The following is a 17304-nucleotide window of genomic DNA, read 5'->3' on the forward strand; positions in this document are numbered from 1 at the left end:
CAGGCGAATGTTACAGATGTGTTAAGACGAGAGCTTTTTCTCAAAATTTTTCTGTCGGTTCTGCTTTGGCGTCTCGCAACCGGACAAGCCCCTGCGCGACGGCTTCGGCGTACTCCTCGATCAGGCCGTCGGGGAGCGGTTCGGGGGCTTCGGCCTCGGCCTTGAGGCGCGGGTAAACCGCCTGGCTGTTGGCGACGTAGGGCTCCAGAAAAACGACCGGACAGGCGTACAGGCGGTTGGCCAGCAGGTTGCGGCCCCAGACGTAGGGCTGGTCGGGGATGGCGACGGCGTTCTTGCCCCGGTAGGTGAAGGACGGCATGCCGGTGGCCCCGGCCAGCGAAGCGGCCACGCTGGCGGCCACCTCGCCCTCGACCGCGCCGGAGCCGTTGAGCAGCTTGACCAGCATGCCGTAGCGCACGTCGTCGTAGCTTAACTCCTGCGCGCTGTACGCGCCGTTGACCAGCAGGTGCAGGTGGTTGGGCTCGACCGGGGCGGGGGCCTGCCGGTCGGGGAAGTCTTCCGCGTTCAGGTGCAGGCAAAGCACGAGGTCGGGGCGAATCTGGTCGTTGACGCGGGCGGCGCGGGCGTGAATGTCGCTCACCCGGTAAAAAAGCAAGGTGCTGCGACGGCGGATTTCCTCGGGCGAAGGCGGCGGGCCGTCCGGGTTGAGCGCGGCGAGCCAGGCTTCGGCCTGTGGGCGCAGCGAGTCCGGCGTCTCCGTGGTGACAGGGCCGGGGCGGTCCCGCACCAGTGTGACCCGCGCCCCGAGCGCTTCCAGCTTGCCCTTTAAAACCTGGGCCACCTCCAGTACGAGGTCGCCCTCCTGAATGACCGGCCCGCCGTCGATGCTCCAACTGCGGCCCTCCATCGGGCCGTATTCGCCGCCGAGGTGGCCGGGGTCGAGCGCGATTTCCCAGCCGGTGAGCGGCTTGCCGGGCGGGGCGTCGGGGAGGAGTTCGCCTGGGGTGCGCCAGCGGCGCGGGGTGGGGGCGGCGTCTTCGGCACTGGCGGCGAAGATGAGCCGGTAGGTCGGAGCGCCGTCGCGGGTATGGATAAGGGCGGCCTCGTCGGTCAGGGTGATGGTTTCGCGCCAGGCATCGCCGGGGGCGTAGAGGGTGTCAAGCCGCCGTTGGAACTCCGCCCGCGTCAGCGTGCGCTGGTACGGGTCGAGCGTGCTCCAGTCGGGGCGTTGTCCGAGGCTGGTCATGCGGTCGGCCCGCAGGGCGGGGTGGCAGAGGAGAAAGGTGGACAGAAAGAGGGCGAAGAGGCGTGCGGGCTTGCGCATGGGTGAGTTTCGGGCATTGAATCCGGACAATATTGGTAATGACCACCGGGCGCAACCGCGTCCCGGCGTTCCTGAAAATTGGTAGCACATTAACCCATGTCCCCTTCCGAACAACTGCAAACCGCCGCGCTCCGCCTGCGCGACGAACTCTCCGGGCTGCGCTTCGGCCCGCCTGTGACGCATGTTTACCAGCCGCTGGACTATGCCTGGGAGCCGCACGCTCTTTATTTAAAGAAGTGGGGCTCCACGACCAAGCGTGTGGTTTTTCTCGGGATGAACCCCGGCCCCTTTGGCATGGCCCAGTGCGGCGTGCCCTTCGGCGAAATCGCCTCCGCCCGCGACTGGGTGGGAGTCGAGGCCCCGGTGGGCAAGCCCCCTCAGGAGCACCCGAAGCGTCCGGTGGATGGCTTCGCCTGCACGCGGGCCGAGGTCAGCGGTAAGCGCCTCTGGGGCCTGTTCGCGGAAAAATTCGGCACGGCGGATAACTTTTTCCGCGAGCACTTCGTGGCTAACTACATCCCGCTGCTCTTTCTCCAGGCGGACGAAAAAGGCTGCCGCAACATCGCCCCGGACAAGCTCAGTGCCGCTGACTCGGCCCACCTGCTGGCTCTCTGCGACGAGCACCTGAGGGCCGTGGTGGCCGCGCTCCGGCCCGAGTGGGTCATCGGGGTGGGGAAATTCGCCGAGGGCCGCGCCCGCGAAGCCCTCGGCCTCGACGGCCCGAAGATCGGCACGATCCTGCACCCCAGCCCCGCCAGCCCCGCCGCCAACCGTGGTTGGGCCCCCCAGGCCACCGCCCAACTCGAAGCCCTCGGCATCTGGGGCGGGTAGCACCCGCTGGCATTGAGAGGCCCCGGACATTTGAGCTTGCGGGCCGAGGTTTGTTTGAGTTGGGTCAATCACCGTTGCCCATGTCGTCGCGTTGGCGGCATGGCATCAGTGATCCGACAAGCATGACAGACGCAGGACGCTGTCTTGCAACCCGGTCCGAATGCGAGTGGAGGGAAAATAGTCGCTTGACATTGCGGGGGGGAGAGTCTTTTTTCGTCCGCTTTCCATAAATTTCAGAGCCATGAAAGTTGTATCCTCCATCAAATCACTGAAAAACCGGCACCCGGATTGCCAGGTCGTCCGCCGTCGTGGCCGCATCTACGTGATCAACAAAACCAACCCCCGCTTCAAGGCGCGGCAGGGCTAACCTTTTAAGGCGCAACCGTGAAAAAAGATATTCATCCTTCCTACCGCCCCGTCGCCTTTGTTGACGTTGAAACGGGCAACAAGTTCCTGACCCGTTCCACGGTCCGGACCACCCAAAAGGAAACCATTGATGGCGTCGAGTACGGCGTCATGGTTTGCGACGTGACGAGCCACTCGCACCCGGCCTTCACCGGTGAAAAGCGTTTCGTGGACACCGCCGGTCGCGTGGAAAAGTTCCAGAACAAGTTCCGCCGCCGTCGCGGCAACTAAGCCGTACGGGCAGTTCTTTCATTTTCAGACGCCGTTCCTGTCGGGGACGGCGTTTTTGTGTGTGGGTGTGTGTGGAATAAATGTCCCCCGTCTTCCTTTCTATCCTTCCCGGCCTTTCTGTTTAAAAAAGATTCCACCCGCCTTGGGGGGACTGCTTATCTCTGTGCTGCGCTCCTGCTGCTTTCGTCGGCAAGGGTAGCCATTTGTGCCCTTCGTACCTTCTTCGTATCCTTCGTGGCCGCTTTTCTCCCTTCAATGCCGTCGCCCGCTGTGCCCCGTCCAGCCGGGGCTTGCCAAGCGTGGGCGGGGCGCTATGCAATAGGCGGATGCCCAGCGAACTGCCCGTTGCCCTCACCATCGCCACCTCCGACAGCGGAGCAGGGGCTGGGATTCAGGCGGACCTGTTGAGCTTTGCCGCCCGCGGGGTGTACGGGGTGACGGCCTTTGCGGCCCTCACCGCACAGAATCCGGACGGGGTCAGCGCCATCGAGGAGCTTTCGCCGGGCTTTCTTCAGGCTCAGCTCGACCAGCTTGCCGCCTATTTTCCCATCCGCGCGCTCAAGACGGGGATGCTCTTTTCCGCGCCGCTCATCGCGGTGACGGCGAGCTTCATCGAACGGGAAAAAATCCCCGCCGTGGTCGATCCGGTCATGGTCGCCACGTCGGGCGCGGTCCTGCTCAAGCCCGAGGCCATCGCCACGCTGGAGGCCGAGTTGCTCCCGCGCGCGGCGCTGATTACACCGAACCTCGACGAGGCCGCGGTCCTGTTGGGACGCCCGGTCAGCCGATCCGACGAACTCGCCTCGACCGCCGCCGAACTGAGCGCTCGCTACGAAACCGCAGTGTTGCTCAAGGGCGGACATCTGTCCGGGGGTACTCTCATCGACACTCTCGTCCGCCCTGGTGAGGCCCCGCTGCAACTGACCTCGACACGTATTGAGAATGTCAATACGCACGGCAGCGGTTGCACGCTTTCCGCCGCCATCGCCGCCGAACTGGCCAAAGGCCAGCCGCTGCCCGCTGCCGTCCGCGCGGCCCACGCCTACCTCCAGGCCGCGATGAAGCAGCCCGTGCAGGTCCGGGGCGAGCGCTTCATCGGTCATGGCGTTAGGAATGTTTGAGGGTTTGAGAGCTGTGAGCCGATTTTGGATTTTAGCCGTTTATAAGTTCAGGGTTTTGTGAGTGGATAAAATCATGGCCGCTGACCGCCCCGATGAATCCGCGCCGCGCACCGACGGGCACGCGCCGTTGCTGTGGCTGGCGGTGCCGCTGGTCTGGGGCTACATCCTGGCGCACACGCTGGGCGGGGCGCTGCCGGTGTGGGGGTTGGCGGCGCTCGGGCTTGCTGTGGGAGCGGCCGCGCTGGTACTGACTTGCCGCGAAGGCTGGTTCGTGCGGCCTGTCTGGGGCTTTCTGATCCTGACAGCCGGCGTGCTGCTGGCCTGGGCGTATTACCTGGTGCGGGAGCCGTCGTCCGCGCCTGTCGGTGACTTTATCCCGCGCGAGGGTGAGGTCGTGCTGGAAGTCGGGCGGCTTTTCCAGACCAACCCGAAGTACGCCCGCATCAGCGGGCTGGGTACGATCGTAACCAGCCCGGCGTGGCGTCCGCAGTTGGCCGGGCAGGCGGTGGCGTTCTCTCTCTGGACGGAGGGTATTGAGGAGGGCGGGATTTTGCCCGGTGCACTCATCCGGGCGCGGGGGAAAATCGCCCGGCTGGACACCAAGCCGGACCTGAACGATTTCGAGCAATACCTGGTCAACAGCGGCTATCCGCTTCAGCTCAGCCAGGGGAGTCTGCTCGGGGTGGAGCGACCCGCGGGGGCTTTCCGGCAGTGGTGCCGCTCGGTCAATCGGCGGCTGGCCGGGGCGCTGGGAGAGGGGGCGGTGTCGCCGGACACACGGGCGCTGGCCGGGGTGGCCACGGCGATGTTTCTCGGGGACAAGGCCGCGCTCGGACGCGAGCAGAAGGAGACCTTTATCGCGAGCGGGACGATGCACCTGTTCGCCGTCAGTGGGCTGCATGTGGGGATCATTGCCGGGACGCTTGCGCTTGCCTTGCGACTGGTGCGGGTGTCGGGACCGGTCGCCGCCGTCGTGGGGCTGGGCTTGTTGTTTTTCTATGTGCAGGTCATCGGGGTGCCCCCCTCGGCCTTGCGGGCTTTTTTGATGGTGGCATTCTACTGGGGGGCGCAGGTCGTGCGGCGTAAGCCCGCGCCGTTCTCCGCGCTACTGGCTTCGGCGGTGGCCGTGCTCCTGATCGACCCGCGGCAGCTTTTTGGCGCTGGCTTCCAGCTCTCGTACCTCATCGTGGCGGCGCTGCTGCTCTACGCCGTCCCGCTGACGGAGTGGGCCAATGCCCGCCTCGATCCCTACCGGCTGATTCCGCTCAACAGCCTGCGCCGCTGGCAGCGTTTCCTGCGCTGGGCGATGCGCGGGCTCAACGCCTCGCTCGCGGTCTCGGCCACGGCCTTTATTTTCGCCACCCCGCTGACAGTGGCATATTTTCACATCTTCGCGCCGGGGGCGATTTTTCTCAACCTGATCCTCGTCCCGCTGGCGACCGGGGTAATCGTGCTTGCGCTGGTCTCGGGTGTGCTCGGCTTGGCCGGGGCCGGGGCTGTGTGCGTCTGGATCAACACCCTGTCCTGGGCCGTGGTGTGGGAGATGTGGACGGTGGTCAGCGCCGCTGTCGCGGTACCGGGCGGATTCTGGCAGGCACGCTTTGCCCATGAATGGCTGGCTCCGTTGACGACGCTTCTGCTGCTGGGGAGCCTGTTGGTGGTGGCACGACGGGCGCGGACGCGTCCGGTGGTTTATTTGCTGCCGGTGGTGATTCTCGCGCCTGTGCTTGTCTTTGGGGTGAATTTCGCCAAGCTCTAGCCCCATGAAGAGCGCATACGAACTCGCCATGGAGCGGCTCGAAAAAGATGAGCCCACCGCCAAACTGTCCGAGGAACAAAAGGCCGCGCTGGCCGACATCGACAAAAAGTACGACGCGAAAATCGCCGAGAAGGAAGTCTTTCTCCGGGGCGAACTGGCCAAGGCTCGTCCGGACGAGCACGCCGCCATCGAGAAGCAGCTCGTCAACGAGCGTGCCCGCCTGACTGAGGAACGCGAAGCGGCCAAGGACAAGGTGCGTGACCGCACTCGACAATGAGGGGACAGGCCCCTACGGGTGCGTGGCCGCACTCGACAATGAGGGGACAGGCCCCCTACGGAGCCAGAAAGGCTCCTACCCCGTGCGTAGCCTAGGCCACGTGGACACGACCTAGGTCTCTCGCGTTCTTGCAAAGGAACGAAGTTCCGTCTCAAAAGTTTTTGGGGCAGAGCGCGAGAGGGTGTTTTTTCAAAAAAGACCCTCTCGCATAACCCTCAAAGCTATTTTGAACCGGTATTACTTTTCCCGAGGAAGTTCTCCTCGAGGCACTGGCGCAGGGCCATACGGGCGCGGTGGAGGATGGTCCAGAGGTTTTGCGGGGTGATGTCCATGCGCTCGCAGATTTCGGGGCTGGGCATGCCGTCGATCTCGCGCAGGAGGAAGACCTGGCGGATGCGTTCGGGCAGCTTGGAAGCGCAGGCGTGGAAATGCTGCATGAACTCCGCCCGGTCGAGCTTTTGCACGGCCTCCGGGGTCCAGTCGCCGGGGGCGTGGCCGCTGCCGAGGTTCCAGGCTCCGTCCTGGCTGAACAGTTCGCCCTCCTCCTTTTCGTAAAAACCGGCCAGCTCACTCATCGACTGGGTACGGTTCTTTTTGCGGTAGTGGTCGATGATTTTGTTTTTGAGGATACCGGTGAGCCAGGTCTTGACTGAGGAGCGCCCGGAGAAATTGTCCCGTGCCTTCATCGCGGCCAGGAAGGTGTCCTGCACAAGGTCTTCGGCCAGCGCGGCGTTGTTGACCCGGAAAAAGGCGAAGCGGTACAGGGCGTCCCCGTACTCATCAACCCAGTCCGCCGGGTCGGGAGCAGTGGCATGGTCCGCAGGCATGGAGGAAATGGCTTCGCGAGGCTGTTTGTGATGGCTTTTCCCGGGCGGTCGCTGCGCGTGCCGCCGGGCTTGGATGTTTATTCAAGCCGGTGGCCCGGTTGACGACGAGCAAAAACGCCCGTCGCGGGAACGGCCACATGGGGGCGTCTTCCATCGTTATGATCAATCGAAGGATTTAACAGGAAGGACGGGAAGAACGCGAAGTCAGTTCGGAGACGCAGCCTTCCTTACTTCCTCCGTGCCTCCGTGTGAGCTTCTTACCTCTATCGGGAACAGGATTACTCGGTCGCTGGTTCTTCGCTGTCGGACTCGATGGTGAACGTCGTCTGAGCGACTCCGCGGTTGCCGGATTCGTCCACGGCCTCGACCACGATGCTGTGCGGGCCGGGTTTGGGAGAGTCGAGCTGGATGCGGAAGATCTCCTCCTGCGCGTCAAAGATACCGCCCTCGGGCTGGAGGATGACCGGGCTGCCGCCGTCGAGTACGTAGCTGGCCGTCGCGATGATGCTGCTTGCATCGGTGGCGGAGAAGACGAGCACGGTGCTGGCCGCGTTGCGCTTCTGGGTCTCCAGCCTGACGGCCGGGCTGGTGTTGTCCACGAGGAAGGGCTGGCTGACCCGCGAGCCGATGCGGGCTTCGCCGGGCGGGTTGCCCGGCTGGTCGCTGGCCGTGATCCGGACCCGGTAGTAGCCATCGGCCAGTCCGCGTGTGTTAAAGGAATAGACGTTGGCGGGCAACTCGTCGGCCAGAGTGATCCACTCGTCCGCGCCCTCGGATTTGATCGCGACGGAGTAGATGAGCTCGTCGCCGTTGGGATCGAAACTGCTCCAGCCTGCTGTGAAGTACCCAGCCTCGCCCAGCGGGCGGATCTGCTGGATGGGGGCGGGCTCGCGGTCGAGGTTGTCATTGCCGGAGCTGCCGGTGAGCTGGGAAAGGGTGATCGGGGCAGTCTTGGGAGGCAGGCTGACCACGGTCAGGCCGACCGGGAGCACGTTGATGCGGCTGATGAGCGGGGCGGCGTTGCGTGTAGTGTAGAAGAGCCGTACCCCGCGCAGGAGCGCGTCGGTCTCGGTAAAGGTGGCCTTATACTGGAGGTAGCGGCCGGGTGGGTTCGCGATGGTGTTTGTGTCCAGTGCGTCCCAGCCGGTCCAGGTTGCGTCCGGGCTTGGGGAGTTGCCGGTGCGGGTTTCCCAGGTCAGGCCGGGCAACTCCTGCGAAGGGCTGCCGAAGAGGCGCAGTGCGCCCCATGCGGCCACGCTCGAGGCGTCCACCGGTTCGGAGGTGTAGCTGCCGCTGGTGGCGGGCTGGCCGGAGAGCTTGTAAACCGCACCGGGGTTGCTGGTCAGCACGTAGAGCCCGCCGTCCTCGCCGGGTACCGGGAGCAGGGCGGTGACTTCGCCGCCACCCTCGGCGCACTGGAGCAGGGACCAGTCGTTGAGACCGCTGACACTGAAAAGGCTGCCGTTTTCGCTGCCGCCGATGGTGAAGCCGCCTTTACCGTCGGGGAGAAAGGCGCAGATATTCATGTTGACCGGAGACCAGAGCGGCTCGGCGAAGCCGTCGGCTCCGAGCCGGAAAAGCAGGCTCGGAACGCTGGCGGCGGCGGGCTCTTTAGAACTGCTGTCCTTGCCGTTGCCGCTCGGGCTGCCGCCGGGGCCGCGGTAGAGTTTTTCCAGGATGCTGGTCAGGTCGCCGGGGGCGGGGGAGGAGGGCTTGTCCTTGGAGTCGCCGCCCTGCGGCTTCATGTGCAGGGTGGAGAAGTAAACCGTGCCGTCTTCGGCGGCGCTGAGGCCGGAAATCTCGTCCGTGCCCGCGTTGTAGATGACGGTGCCCTTGCCGTCGGGCGCGATGCGGTAAACGTAGGCGCGCGGTGCGGTTCCGGCCAGAAGGTTGCCCTCGTCGTCAAAGGTCAGCGCGGTGACGTGTGCCCGGTCGGTCTCGAACCACTTGATCGCCTCGTCGCCGGGCTTGAAGTCGGGTTTGAGCTTGTAAATGGCCCCGGCGGCACCGGTGGCGACGTAGAGGTTGCCTTCCTTGTCAAAGGTCAGGTCCCAGATGTATTCGTCCTGCGGGTCGAAGTAAATCTCCGGGCGCTGGCCGGGCGGGATGCGGTAAACACGCCCCTGCGGCGAAGTGCCCACGTAGAGGTTGCCCTCGGCGTCGAGGGTGAGGGCGCGGGAAAGGATTTCCTCCGGCTCGAAGACCGTCTCAAGGCTGCCGTCGGGGGCCATCTTGTAAACCGTGCCGCTTTTGCCGGTGCCCAGGTAGAGGTTGCCGTCGGCGTCGGCCACCGCACGCCAGATGATGGGGTCGTCGAGCACGGTCAACTGCTCCAGCGACGGGGCCAGGCCGATCTCGCCCAGGTTGGAAATGGAAACGTTGGCGGGCTCGCCCGCGGCAAAGGCGGCGTAGTCGGCCTGGAGCACCGAGTGGGTCTGGACGGCGGCCAGCGGGCTGGCCGCGAAGGCGAGGACGAGGAAGGCGGAAAGCGGTTTGTTCATGGAAAGGCGGAGAAATGGTGGCGTTATTTTTAGCGAATGTGGGCTGGAAGGGTGTATTCACCATCGAATACACCGGGGACCTGAAGAGAGGTTTCCCAGAGCGTGACGGTGCGGTTGTCGGTCACGGGTGTGGGGCTGCGCTCCGAATCCAGCAGCGCGCGCACGGAGGCGGGAAGCTCGCCCAGACGACGGCCGTTGACGTTGAGGCCCCGTGCCTCGCGCAACACCTTGACGTAGAGGCGGTCGTTACTGCGTCCGGTGCGCAGATAATTGACGATGCCCGCCAGCGAGTCAGCGGTGTTGAGCACGCCCGAGCGGTCGAGCTTGTCGGCAGCGGAGGCGTCACCGACGAAAACGGTCAGCTTCTCCCCGGCGGTGCCCGGCGGGATCGGAATGTTGAAGCGGTGCCGCGTGCGCTCCTCCAGGTAGTTGTTCAGGGTGACGGCCAGCTCCAGGTTGTCGCCGGGGTGGAGTTCGCCGCTGAGGATCTGGATCGAGTACAGCGAACTGCGGACCCACTCGTCGGCGATTTTTATGTCCACCGCGATGGACTTGACCTCGGCCATGCCGAAGGGGTTGTTGAGCAGCAGGTCGTAGTCGCGCATCAGCCGGAAGGCTGTGCCGACCGCGCCGCTGGGGCCGGTGGCGACATGGTCGAACTCCAGCGGCCCGAACCCGGCCACATCCATCTTTACATGCACATAAAAAGTCTGCTCCGCCGAGGCCTCCATCGTGTTGTTAAGGCTCTCCAGCAGGGCCAGCGCGGTGATGAGCGGCGACCACTGGCGGCTCTGGTAGAGCTGGCTGCTGAAGGTGCGCTCAGCGGTGCCGGGGCCGTGGACGTGGATGGAGACTTCGGTCATGGGCGGCGGCGCGCCCACCGCGCCCGCGATGGCCGTGAGCCGGTCCTGGTAAATGGTGCCGACGACGGGGCCGACATTGGAGAGCTTGAAGGAGCCGGGCATGCTCTGGATGACCGTGATGATTTCGGCCGGGGCCATCGGCATGTTGTCGTCGCCGGTGGCGAAGAAGGGGTGCCCGAAGGCCAGAACCTGGTCGCCCTCGCGCCAGGTGACGGTGCCGACCCCGGCGAACTGGAAGTCCCCCGTCATGAGTACACCCGCCACGGGGCTGCCGGTCTGGATGTCGGTGGCGCTGAGGTCCGAAGTCGTGCCAATGGGGGCGCGCATCGGCTCGACGCCGCGCCGGGCGAACTCCTCGCTAAAAGCGGCCAGCGTGTCCGCCGAAATGCCGGAGACCATCAGCGGGCTGGGCAGGGGCTTGAGCACGCTGTCCAGCGGGATGCCGCTCATCTGTTCCTGGCCGCTGCGGGGCTGCCAGTGGGAGGCTTCGCCGTGGTAGCCGGGATAGCCAGCCTGTCGTGCCTTATCGGGCTGGCGCTGGGCTTCTTTCTCAAAGGTTTCCAGCATGTCGGCAATCGGAGTGATGCCGATGATGGTCTGTTCCTTGGGCCATGAGTAACCGTAGGCGTAGGCGCCGACGAGCTTGCCGTCGATGAAACAGGGGCTGCCGCTCATCCCGGCGACCGGGCCGCTCACGATCTGGCTCTCGTCCAGGGCGCGGGCGATGATGATGTCCCGCTGCGGGCCGGTGAAATTGCGGGCCGTGCCCAGCACCTCGAACCGGAAGGTCTCAATCTGTGAGCCGGATACGACGGTTTTCCACTCGCCCTGCATGCCGGGCTGTATCTCGGACACGGGCAGCGTGGGAGCGGAAATCGGGGGCGGTTGGGCTGTGAGCCGGAGGGCTGGCAGGAGGCTGGAGGCTGCCAGGAGGATAAGGGAGAGAACTTTCATGCGGTCTTGCACACGCGACACGCTGAAGATGCCCATTGTTCCTGTCGAGGCAACCCTGAAAAACTCTCAAGCTTTACCCTAGATCGACTAATCGCCTTGCCAGATACTCATCTTTTTGCAAAGTCCCTATCCCGGTATGGGGTGACGCCTTCTGATTGACGGCGTCGTTAAATTTGTATTTTGTATATTCATAATAACGGGCTTATGAAGAGTAAGATTTGCGCGCTGTTTTCAATGTCGCTCATGTTGACTGCCACATTATCGGCAGCCAGCACTGAGGCTGCGGGGGGAAGTTCGGTGCAGAATTTCGGCGGAATTTTCCTGATGGTGGGTGGATTTGCGGTGTTGGTTTTTGTCGCTGTGACGTTGTGCCGCCGCTGTCGCCGCCGGAGCAAGCTGACTGGACTCTCGCACCTGTTTTAACGCGGGTTGACCGGGATTGAAGCACAACTCCACCGGACGGGAGATGCCGCCAAGGCCCGTTCCCGGTAAAATGACCGGTCGGATGAATGAGGCGGGCTGGGCGGATTACGGACTGGCAGCGTGAGCGCGCTCGCCTTCCTCTATTCCTGATTGTCTTCAGAGATGGTGTTGAGGCGTTCTTCCAGCCACACGAGGCGCTTTAAAAGCTGGTTGTAGGCGGCGAGGGTATCGTCGTCCTCGAAGTAGAGCATCTGCTCGTCCGGGTCGTATTCCCACTGGCCCCAGTTGTCCTGAAGCAGTTTCAGGAATTTGTCGATGCTGGTGGCATACTCATAGTGGGTGCCGTAGATGTAATCAATGCTGTCGAGGGTCTCTGGCCCGACCTCTGAGGCGATTTCACGGGCGGATTCTGCCGCCGCTTTCGGAGGGAAACCCTGTGCCTCAAACATCGCCGTGAACCGGGGGGTGAGATTGCCGTAGAGATCGAGCACGGCCTTGGCTGACTGGCCGTAAGCCTGGGTGACGGTGCGGGCATGCTTAAGCTGTACGGGCTCGGTATAGCTACCGGCGACCAGCGTGACCGAGTCGTCGTCGGCAAAAGCCGCGTGGGCGGCCAGGAATTTATCCAGCTGGCTTTGCGATTGCTCCATAAAGGCGGCCCCGACGCGCGCGGTGGCGGCTTCGCGCTCGTCACTGGTGAGGGCGGCATAGTCCTTGAGGCTGGTGGTCAATTCCTTCATCGTTTGCAACTGCTCTTCGGCGGAGATGCTCTCGTCTTTGTTGCTCGCGCTCAGTTCCTGAATCCGTTGGCGCAGGATTGCTTCCTCGTCCTGAGCCTGGAAAAACATGGCAACGGGCCCCGGCAGCATCAGAACGAGCAGCAGCGAGAAGACGAGATTACCCGCCCACTGCCGCCGCCGCGAGAGCAGCCAGGTCAGCCAGCCGAGCACACAAGGCAGGATCAGGGTTCCGATAAGCGTGCCGATGTAGAAACCGATCTGCTCTGGCCCGAAGCCTTGCCCGTGCGTGGAGGCATAGGCCCCGCCGAGGCAGGCGAGAACGGTAATGGTCAGCAGGATCCAGGAAACCGGGTGTAGCTTGAAGTGCTTCGAGCGCGGCTTGGCGGGTTTTACGAGATGCTCCTGCCGGGGTAATTGCGGCGGAAGTTGGGGCGGTAAGGAAGGTGGCTGGTCCATAACAATAGCGGTGAGGAATGACGCGGCCCTGTTTTTATCTGTTTTGAAGAAAAGCTGAGGGTACGCGTGAGCTGTGACAGCAAAACTGAATGCTGCCTGCCCGCCCGGCAAGTCGTGATTTTCCGGTGTACGCAATCCTTGACGGTCCGGGAGGCGTGAGTGCTCCCGGTCGATCCCGCGAACAAGCGGGGAACCGGGCCGCAAAAAAGCCCCCGCCCGGAAAGGCGGAGGCTTTGGAAAAAGAATGAGTCACGGCGGGCGGGGCCGCTGAACCCGGCTTAGTGCTCGACTTCGACCTTGGTGCCCTTGGCCTGGCCGATGGCGGCGAGCAGGTCGCCGAACCAGGGTTGGTCGATGTCAAAGGGCTTGCCGCCGGCGATGCGCTCGAACTCGATGGCCCGCAGGACGCAGTTCTGGTCCTCGTCGTGGCCGATGACGCCGCTCTTGCCCTCGAAGGCGCACTGCACGGCCAGGTCGGTGCAGGACTTGATCAGGCGCAGGTCGTCCACATTGGCCGGGGCGGCGCGGGAGAAGTAGCCGCTCTTCTGCACCATGGTCTTTTCGGCGTCGAGCTTCTTGGCGAACTCCTTGGCGAAGTACTGGCCGGGGTTGATCGTATCGAGCTTGATGTGGCCGAAGGCGTCGCGTTCGACGGTCTTGCCGGCGGCTTCCAGTTCCTTGACGATGCTGGAGACACCCGCGCCTTCGCTGACAAAGATGTTCACGCAGTCCACCTCGTCCATGATCGCCTTGAGACGCTTGGCCTCGGCGGCGAAGTCGATCTCCATCTCGGGGATGAAAATGGCGTGTACGTCTAGGTTGCTCTTGGCCAGGCCGATTTCGGGCAGGAAGCCCCGGTCGCCCAGCACGTTCTCGCGGTAGTACTTGGCGGTGGCGGCGGTGAGCCAGCCGCAGTTGCGGCCCATGACCTCGTGCACGATGAGCATGCGCGGGTTGGAGTTGTGCTCGGCCACGACGTTGCGGAAGAACTTCGCGCCCTCCTCGGCGGCGGTCCAGGCACCGAGGCTCTGGCGGATCGGGAAGACATCGTTATCGATGGTCTTGGGCAGGCCGATGACGTGCAGTTCGTAGCCGTTCTCGTGAAGGAACTTGGCCAGATCGGCGGCGGCGGTGTTGGTGTCGTCACCCCCGATGGTGTGAAGGACGTCCACCCCGTCCTTGACGAGTTGGTCGGCGGCGACCTTCTGCGGGTTTTCGCCTTCCTTGACCAGGCCGCGCTTGACGCAGTCCTTGACGTTGGTGAGCTTCACGCGGCTGTTGCCGATGGGGCTGCCGCCGTGGCGGTGCAGGATGGCGGCGTTGGCGCGGATCTCGGGCGTCACCTTGATGGAGTCGCCCTGAAGCAGGCCCTTGTAGCCCCCGCGGTAACAAATGATTTCAACTTCCGGAGCGATCTCGGTGTAGCGCTCGATCAGCCCGCCAACGGCGGACGAAAGACAGGGCGCGAGCCCTCCGGCGGTAAGGATTCCAACTTTCTTCGGCGTCATAGCGCGGGCCATTGTCCCGATTTCCGCCCGCTTGGAAACAGTAAAATGCTCCTAATGCCGCAAATCGCTCAAATCAGATGCGCTTCGCGGGGTCGGGAGGGGCAAATGAGGGGCGCAAACCTCTGAAAAACCTGCGCGAATTGACCAGTTCTTGTCCTTTTTGTTTCCGCTTGGTGACTTTCTCTTTCCGCCCTTCCCGTCCTTCCCGTCCTTTCTGTTAAATATCAACTCCTCAGCCGAACCAGTGCAGGAAGAGCTTGATCGTCCCGGCGTTGGCAATGTCGATGATGAACGCGCTGACCAGCGGCACGATAATGAACGCTTTGTGGGCGGCGCCGTAGCGTTCGGTGACGGCCTGCATGTTGGCGATGGCGATGGGGGTCGCGCCGAGGCTGATGCCCCCGAATCCGGCTGCGACTACCGCCGCCTCGTAGTCGCGCCCCATCAGCGGGAACACAACGACGGTCGTGATGATGACGGCGAGGACGAACTGCGCGGCCAGGATGATCAGGATCGGCCCGGCCAGGTCAACCAGCGCCCACAGGTGCAGGCTCATCAGGGACATGACGAGGAAGCTGCCCAGTGAGATGTCCGAGATCAGGCCGAGCGAGTCGCTGTCGTTGGGCCAGCGGACGTTCATGTTCCAGCGGCGCAGGAGGGGCGGAACGGTATTGGTGGCGACGATGGCCAGTGCCAGACACGAGACAAAGGTCGGGAGCATGATGCCAAAGGACTCCAGAATCTCGTCCAGCCCCGAGCCCAGGGCGATGCAGAGGTTCATAATGAACCAGCAGCCGAGCACGTCGAAGTAGTCGATTTTCTTCTCCTGTTTGTCCCCGTACATCACGCCGAAGTCGATGTGCCGGTCGGTGTTCGGGGTGAGCCGGAAGACCCGGATCAGCCCCCGTGCGATGGGCCCGCCCATGATACTTGAGAGCACCAGCCCCGCCGTCGCGCAGGCGATGCCCATTTCCATGGCGTTGGCGATACCGTACTGGTTGATAAAAGTCGGGGCCCAGGCAATGGTCGTGCCGTGCCCGCCCACCAGCGACACGCTCCCGCAGAGCAGTCCGCTGACCGGTTTCAGGCCGGTGGCATCGGCCAGGCTCACGCTGAGGTAGTTCTGGACGAAGATATAGCCCACGCAGATCACGGTCAAAATGATCAGGCGGACGCCCCCGGCTCGTAGTTTCGAGAGGCTGGCGTTGAGGCCGATCCCGGTGAAAAAGTACAGGATCAGCCCGTCGCGCGCGTCGAGGTCGAAGGTGAACTCGATCCCCGCTGTCAGGTAGGCCGCCAGGCCGATGAGCGCAGCGAGCAGGCCGCCGGTGACCGGCTCGGGGATGTTGAACTCGCGCAGCAGGCGGACGCGTTTGTTGAGCATTTTTCCGACGAGCAGAAAGAGTACCCCGATGGTGAAGGTGGTGTAGGCGTCAAATTCGGTGTCCATGCCGGAAAAATGGGCTGAGCCGCAAAGCCTTTTGCCAGCACGCCCCGTACCAGAGCGTCATGGACTGCGGAGTGCTGTCAAGGCGTTAGGGGAAACCCGCCGAAAAATCTGCCCGCCACGGCCCTCAAAAACGCAGGCGCATGGGATCAGCATTGACTCGACGGGCAAAAGCGCATGCTTGTGGAGACTTATGAAGATTGTCCTGGCATACTCAGGCGGGCTTGACACGTCCGTCCTGGTCAAGTGGTTGAAAGAAGAGTACAACGCCGAGATCGTTACCTTCGCGGCCGATGTAGGCCAGCAGGAGGAGCTCGACGGCCTGGAAGACAAGGCCAAGGCCACCGGCGCGGTCAAGCACTACACGCTCGATCTGGTCGAGGAGTTCGCCAGCGACTTTATCTACCCGATGATGCGTGCCAATGCCATCTACGAGGGGCAGTACTACCTGGGCACCTCCATCGCCCGCCCGCTCATCGGCAAACACCACATCGAGATCGCCCGTCAGGAGGGCGCGACCCACGTCGCCCACGGTGCTACCGGCAAGGGTAACGACCAGTGCCGTTTCGAGCTGACCTATGCCGCCCTCGCCCCGGAGATTGAAATCATCTCCCCGTGGCGCATGGACAAGTTCCGTCAAGCCTTCCCGGGCCGCAAGGAAATGATCGACTGGTGCCGCCAGCAGGGCGTCAACGTCGAGGCCAGCGCTTCTAAGCCCTACTCGATGGACCGCAACCTCCTGCACATTTCCTACGAAGCAGGCATCCTTGAAGACCCGTGGTTCGACCCGACCACAGCGGAGAACAAGGGCATGTTCAAACTGTCCGTCTCCCCCGAGGACGCCCCGGACCAGGCCGAGTACGTCGAGCTGGACTTTGAAAAGGGCGACTGCGTGGCCGTCAACGGCGAGGCGCTCTCGCCCGCCGGCGTCATGCTCAAGCTGAACGCCCTCGCGGGCAAGCACGGCATCGGCCGCGTGGACCTGGTGGAAAACCGCTTCGTGGGCATGAAGAGTCGCGGCGTCTATGAGACCCCCGGCGGCACCATCCTGCTGCACGCCCACAAGCAGGCCGAGTCCCTCACGCTGGACCGCGATCTCGAACACCTGCGTGACGGCCTGATCCCGAAGTATGCCGAACTGGTTTATAACGGCTTCTGGTATGCCCCCGAGCGCGAAGCCCTGCAGGCCTTTATCGACGAGTCGCAAAAGAGCGTCAGCGCCACCGTCCGGCTCAAGCTTTACAAGGGCAACGTCATCACCGTGGGCCGCAAGTCCCCGGTCTCGCTCTACGACGAGAACATCGCCTCAATGGAAGGCGTCAAGAGCGACTACAACCCCGACGACGCCAGCGGCTTCATCCACCTCCAAGGCCTGCGCCTGCGCGCCCGTGCCAAGGCCCAGGGCGGCCCCCGCCTCGGTGACCTGCGCAAGTAGCGAGTAGGGTGGTGAGATATATTGGGGGCTGCGCGCCCCCAAACCCTGCGGCAGCCGAGGGCTGCACCCCCGGTCCGGCGTTCGTGCTGCGCACAAACGCCGGACCGACTTTGGAGTCTCTGCTGATGTAGAGCCTGGCCCGTTGAATGCGCTACGTGCGGGCAGGCGAAAGGGGCCACACGGGGTAGCCGCCTTTGTGGTGGCGCAGGGGGATTGCTGGTCCAGTACGCCCCCTTTTTTT

15 protein-coding genes are annotated in these 17304 nt (G+C 63.7%); 8 read left to right on the top strand and 7 right to left on the bottom strand.

The window, feature by feature from the left end; genetic code table 11:
• Window positions 1-40 precede the first annotated feature (40 nt).
• Window positions 41-1285 carry an N-acetylmuramoyl-L-alanine amidase gene (locus H5P28_RS08445; protein WP_185675276.1) on the bottom strand — a complete coding sequence of 415 codons (1245 nt, stop codon included), beginning with the start codon at window positions 1283-1285 and terminating at the stop codon, window positions 41-43.
• A gap of 96 nt (window positions 1286-1381) precedes the next feature.
• On the opposite strand from H5P28_RS08445, the gene H5P28_RS08450 reads away from it, so the two are divergent.
• From H5P28_RS08450 to H5P28_RS08475, 6 genes are all read left to right on the top strand, one after another.
• On the top strand, window positions 1382-2116 hold the full coding sequence (locus H5P28_RS08450) for a uracil-DNA glycosylase family protein (RefSeq protein WP_185675277.1): 735 nt from the start codon (window positions 1382-1384) through the stop codon (window positions 2114-2116).
• Window positions 2117-2357: 241 nt separating this feature from the next.
• Window positions 2358-2483 carry a type B 50S ribosomal protein L36 gene (ykgO, locus tag H5P28_RS08455; RefSeq protein WP_185675278.1) on the top strand — a complete coding sequence of 42 codons (126 nt, stop codon included), beginning with the start codon at window positions 2358-2360 and terminating at the stop codon, window positions 2481-2483.
• Window positions 2484-2500: 17 nt separating this feature from the next.
• Window positions 2501-2752, top strand: coding sequence for a type B 50S ribosomal protein L31 (locus H5P28_RS08460; protein WP_185675279.1), 252 nt, complete (start codon window positions 2501-2503; stop codon window positions 2750-2752).
• 326 nt (window positions 2753-3078) lie between these two features.
• Complete coding sequence (gene thiD, locus H5P28_RS08465) at window positions 3079-3873, top strand: bifunctional hydroxymethylpyrimidine kinase/phosphomethylpyrimidine kinase (protein WP_185675280.1); 795 nt, start codon at window positions 3079-3081, stop codon at window positions 3871-3873.
• Window positions 3874-3946: 73 nt separating this feature from the next.
• A complete protein-coding gene (locus tag H5P28_RS08470; RefSeq protein ID WP_185675281.1) occupies window positions 3947-5632 on the top strand; it encodes a ComEC/Rec2 family competence protein in 1686 nt (561 codons plus the stop codon).
• A gap of 4 nt (window positions 5633-5636) precedes the next feature.
• The gene (locus H5P28_RS08475) at window positions 5637-5909 is read left to right on the top strand and encodes a hypothetical protein (RefSeq protein WP_185675282.1); all 273 of its coding nucleotides are present in this window, start codon (window positions 5637-5639) and stop codon (window positions 5907-5909) included.
• Window positions 5910-6130: 221 nt separating this feature from the next.
• Here the strand turns inward: H5P28_RS08475 and H5P28_RS08480 are convergent, their stop codons facing one another.
• The 3 genes from H5P28_RS08480 to H5P28_RS08490 form a co-directional block, all read right to left on the bottom strand.
• Complete coding sequence (locus H5P28_RS08480; protein WP_185675283.1) at window positions 6131-6736, bottom strand: sigma-70 family RNA polymerase sigma factor; 606 nt, start codon at window positions 6734-6736, stop codon at window positions 6131-6133.
• A gap of 278 nt (window positions 6737-7014) precedes the next feature.
• Window positions 7015-9237 carry an Ig-like domain-containing protein gene (locus tag H5P28_RS08485; protein ID WP_185675284.1) on the bottom strand — a complete coding sequence of 741 codons (2223 nt, stop codon included), beginning with the start codon at window positions 9235-9237 and terminating at the stop codon, window positions 7015-7017.
• 29 nt (window positions 9238-9266) lie between these two features.
• Window positions 9267-11054, bottom strand: coding sequence for a hypothetical protein (locus H5P28_RS08490; RefSeq protein WP_185675285.1), 1788 nt, complete (start codon window positions 11052-11054; stop codon window positions 9267-9269).
• A 204-nt stretch (window positions 11055-11258) separates the two neighbouring features.
• Between H5P28_RS08490 and H5P28_RS08495 the strand changes: the two genes are divergently transcribed.
• Complete coding sequence (locus H5P28_RS08495; protein ID WP_185675286.1) at window positions 11259-11477, top strand: hypothetical protein; 219 nt, start codon at window positions 11259-11261, stop codon at window positions 11475-11477.
• 140 nt (window positions 11478-11617) lie between these two features.
• Here H5P28_RS08495 and H5P28_RS08500 read toward each other — a convergent pair whose 3' ends face one another.
• The 3 genes from H5P28_RS08500 to gltS form a co-directional block, all read right to left on the bottom strand.
• A complete protein-coding gene (locus H5P28_RS08500) occupies window positions 11618-12673 on the bottom strand; it encodes a Yip1 family protein (protein ID WP_185675287.1) in 1056 nt (351 codons plus the stop codon).
• A 278-nt stretch (window positions 12674-12951) separates the two neighbouring features.
• Window positions 12952-14181: a pyrophosphate--fructose-6-phosphate 1-phosphotransferase gene (locus H5P28_RS08505; protein WP_185675288.1), complete on the bottom strand. Its 1230-nt coding sequence runs from the start codon at window positions 14179-14181 to the stop codon at window positions 12952-12954.
• A 232-nt stretch (window positions 14182-14413) separates the two neighbouring features.
• Window positions 14414-15631: a sodium/glutamate symporter gene (gene gltS / locus H5P28_RS08510; protein WP_185675289.1), complete on the bottom strand. Its 1218-nt coding sequence runs from the start codon at window positions 15629-15631 to the stop codon at window positions 14414-14416.
• A 190-nt stretch (window positions 15632-15821) separates the two neighbouring features.
• Between gltS and H5P28_RS08515 the strand changes: the two genes are divergently transcribed.
• The gene (locus H5P28_RS08515; protein ID WP_185675290.1) at window positions 15822-17063 is read left to right on the top strand and encodes an argininosuccinate synthase; all 1242 of its coding nucleotides are present in this window, start codon (window positions 15822-15824) and stop codon (window positions 17061-17063) included.
• Window positions 17064-17304: the final 241 nt, after the last annotated feature.

It is taken from the genome of Ruficoccus amylovorans (assembly GCF_014230085.1).
In the GTDB taxonomy this organism is placed as follows: domain Bacteria; phylum Verrucomicrobiota; class Verrucomicrobiia; order Opitutales; family Cerasicoccaceae; genus Ruficoccus; species Ruficoccus amylovorans.

Bases quoted from the DNA above. Each gene is read 5' to 3' on its own strand.
- H5P28_RS08445 (WP_185675276.1), bottom strand. From the start codon at position 1,285: ATGCGCAAGCCCGCACGCCTCTTCGCCCTCTTTCTGTCCACCTTTCTC.
- H5P28_RS08450 (WP_185675277.1), top strand. From the start codon at position 1,382: ATGTCCCCTTCCGAACAACTGCAAACCGCCGCGCTCCGCCTGCGCGAC.
- ykgO (WP_185675278.1), top strand. From the start codon at position 2,358: ATGAAAGTTGTATCCTCCATCAAATCACTGAAAAACCGGCACCCGGAT.
- thiD (WP_185675280.1), top strand. From the start codon at position 3,079: ATGCCCAGCGAACTGCCCGTTGCCCTCACCATCGCCACCTCCGACAGC.
- H5P28_RS08470 (WP_185675281.1), top strand. From the start codon at position 3,947: ATGGCCGCTGACCGCCCCGATGAATCCGCGCCGCGCACCGACGGGCAC.
- H5P28_RS08475 (WP_185675282.1), top strand. From the start codon at position 5,637: ATGAAGAGCGCATACGAACTCGCCATGGAGCGGCTCGAAAAAGATGAG.
- H5P28_RS08480 (WP_185675283.1), bottom strand. From the start codon at position 6,736: ATGCCTGCGGACCATGCCACTGCTCCCGACCCGGCGGACTGGGTTGAT.
- H5P28_RS08485 (WP_185675284.1), bottom strand. From the start codon at position 9,237: ATGAACAAACCGCTTTCCGCCTTCCTCGTCCTCGCCTTCGCGGCCAGC.
- H5P28_RS08490 (WP_185675285.1), bottom strand. From the start codon at position 11,054: ATGAAAGTTCTCTCCCTTATCCTCCTGGCAGCCTCCAGCCTCCTGCCA.
- H5P28_RS08495 (WP_185675286.1), top strand. From the start codon at position 11,259: ATGAAGAGTAAGATTTGCGCGCTGTTTTCAATGTCGCTCATGTTGACT.
- H5P28_RS08500 (WP_185675287.1), bottom strand. From the start codon at position 12,673: ATGGACCAGCCACCTTCCTTACCGCCCCAACTTCCGCCGCAATTACCC.
- H5P28_RS08505 (WP_185675288.1), bottom strand. From the start codon at position 14,181: ATGACGCCGAAGAAAGTTGGAATCCTTACCGCCGGAGGGCTCGCGCCC.
- gltS (WP_185675289.1), bottom strand. From the start codon at position 15,631: ATGGACACCGAATTTGACGCCTACACCACCTTCACCATCGGGGTACTC.
- H5P28_RS08515 (WP_185675290.1), top strand. From the start codon at position 15,822: ATGAAGATTGTCCTGGCATACTCAGGCGGGCTTGACACGTCCGTCCTG.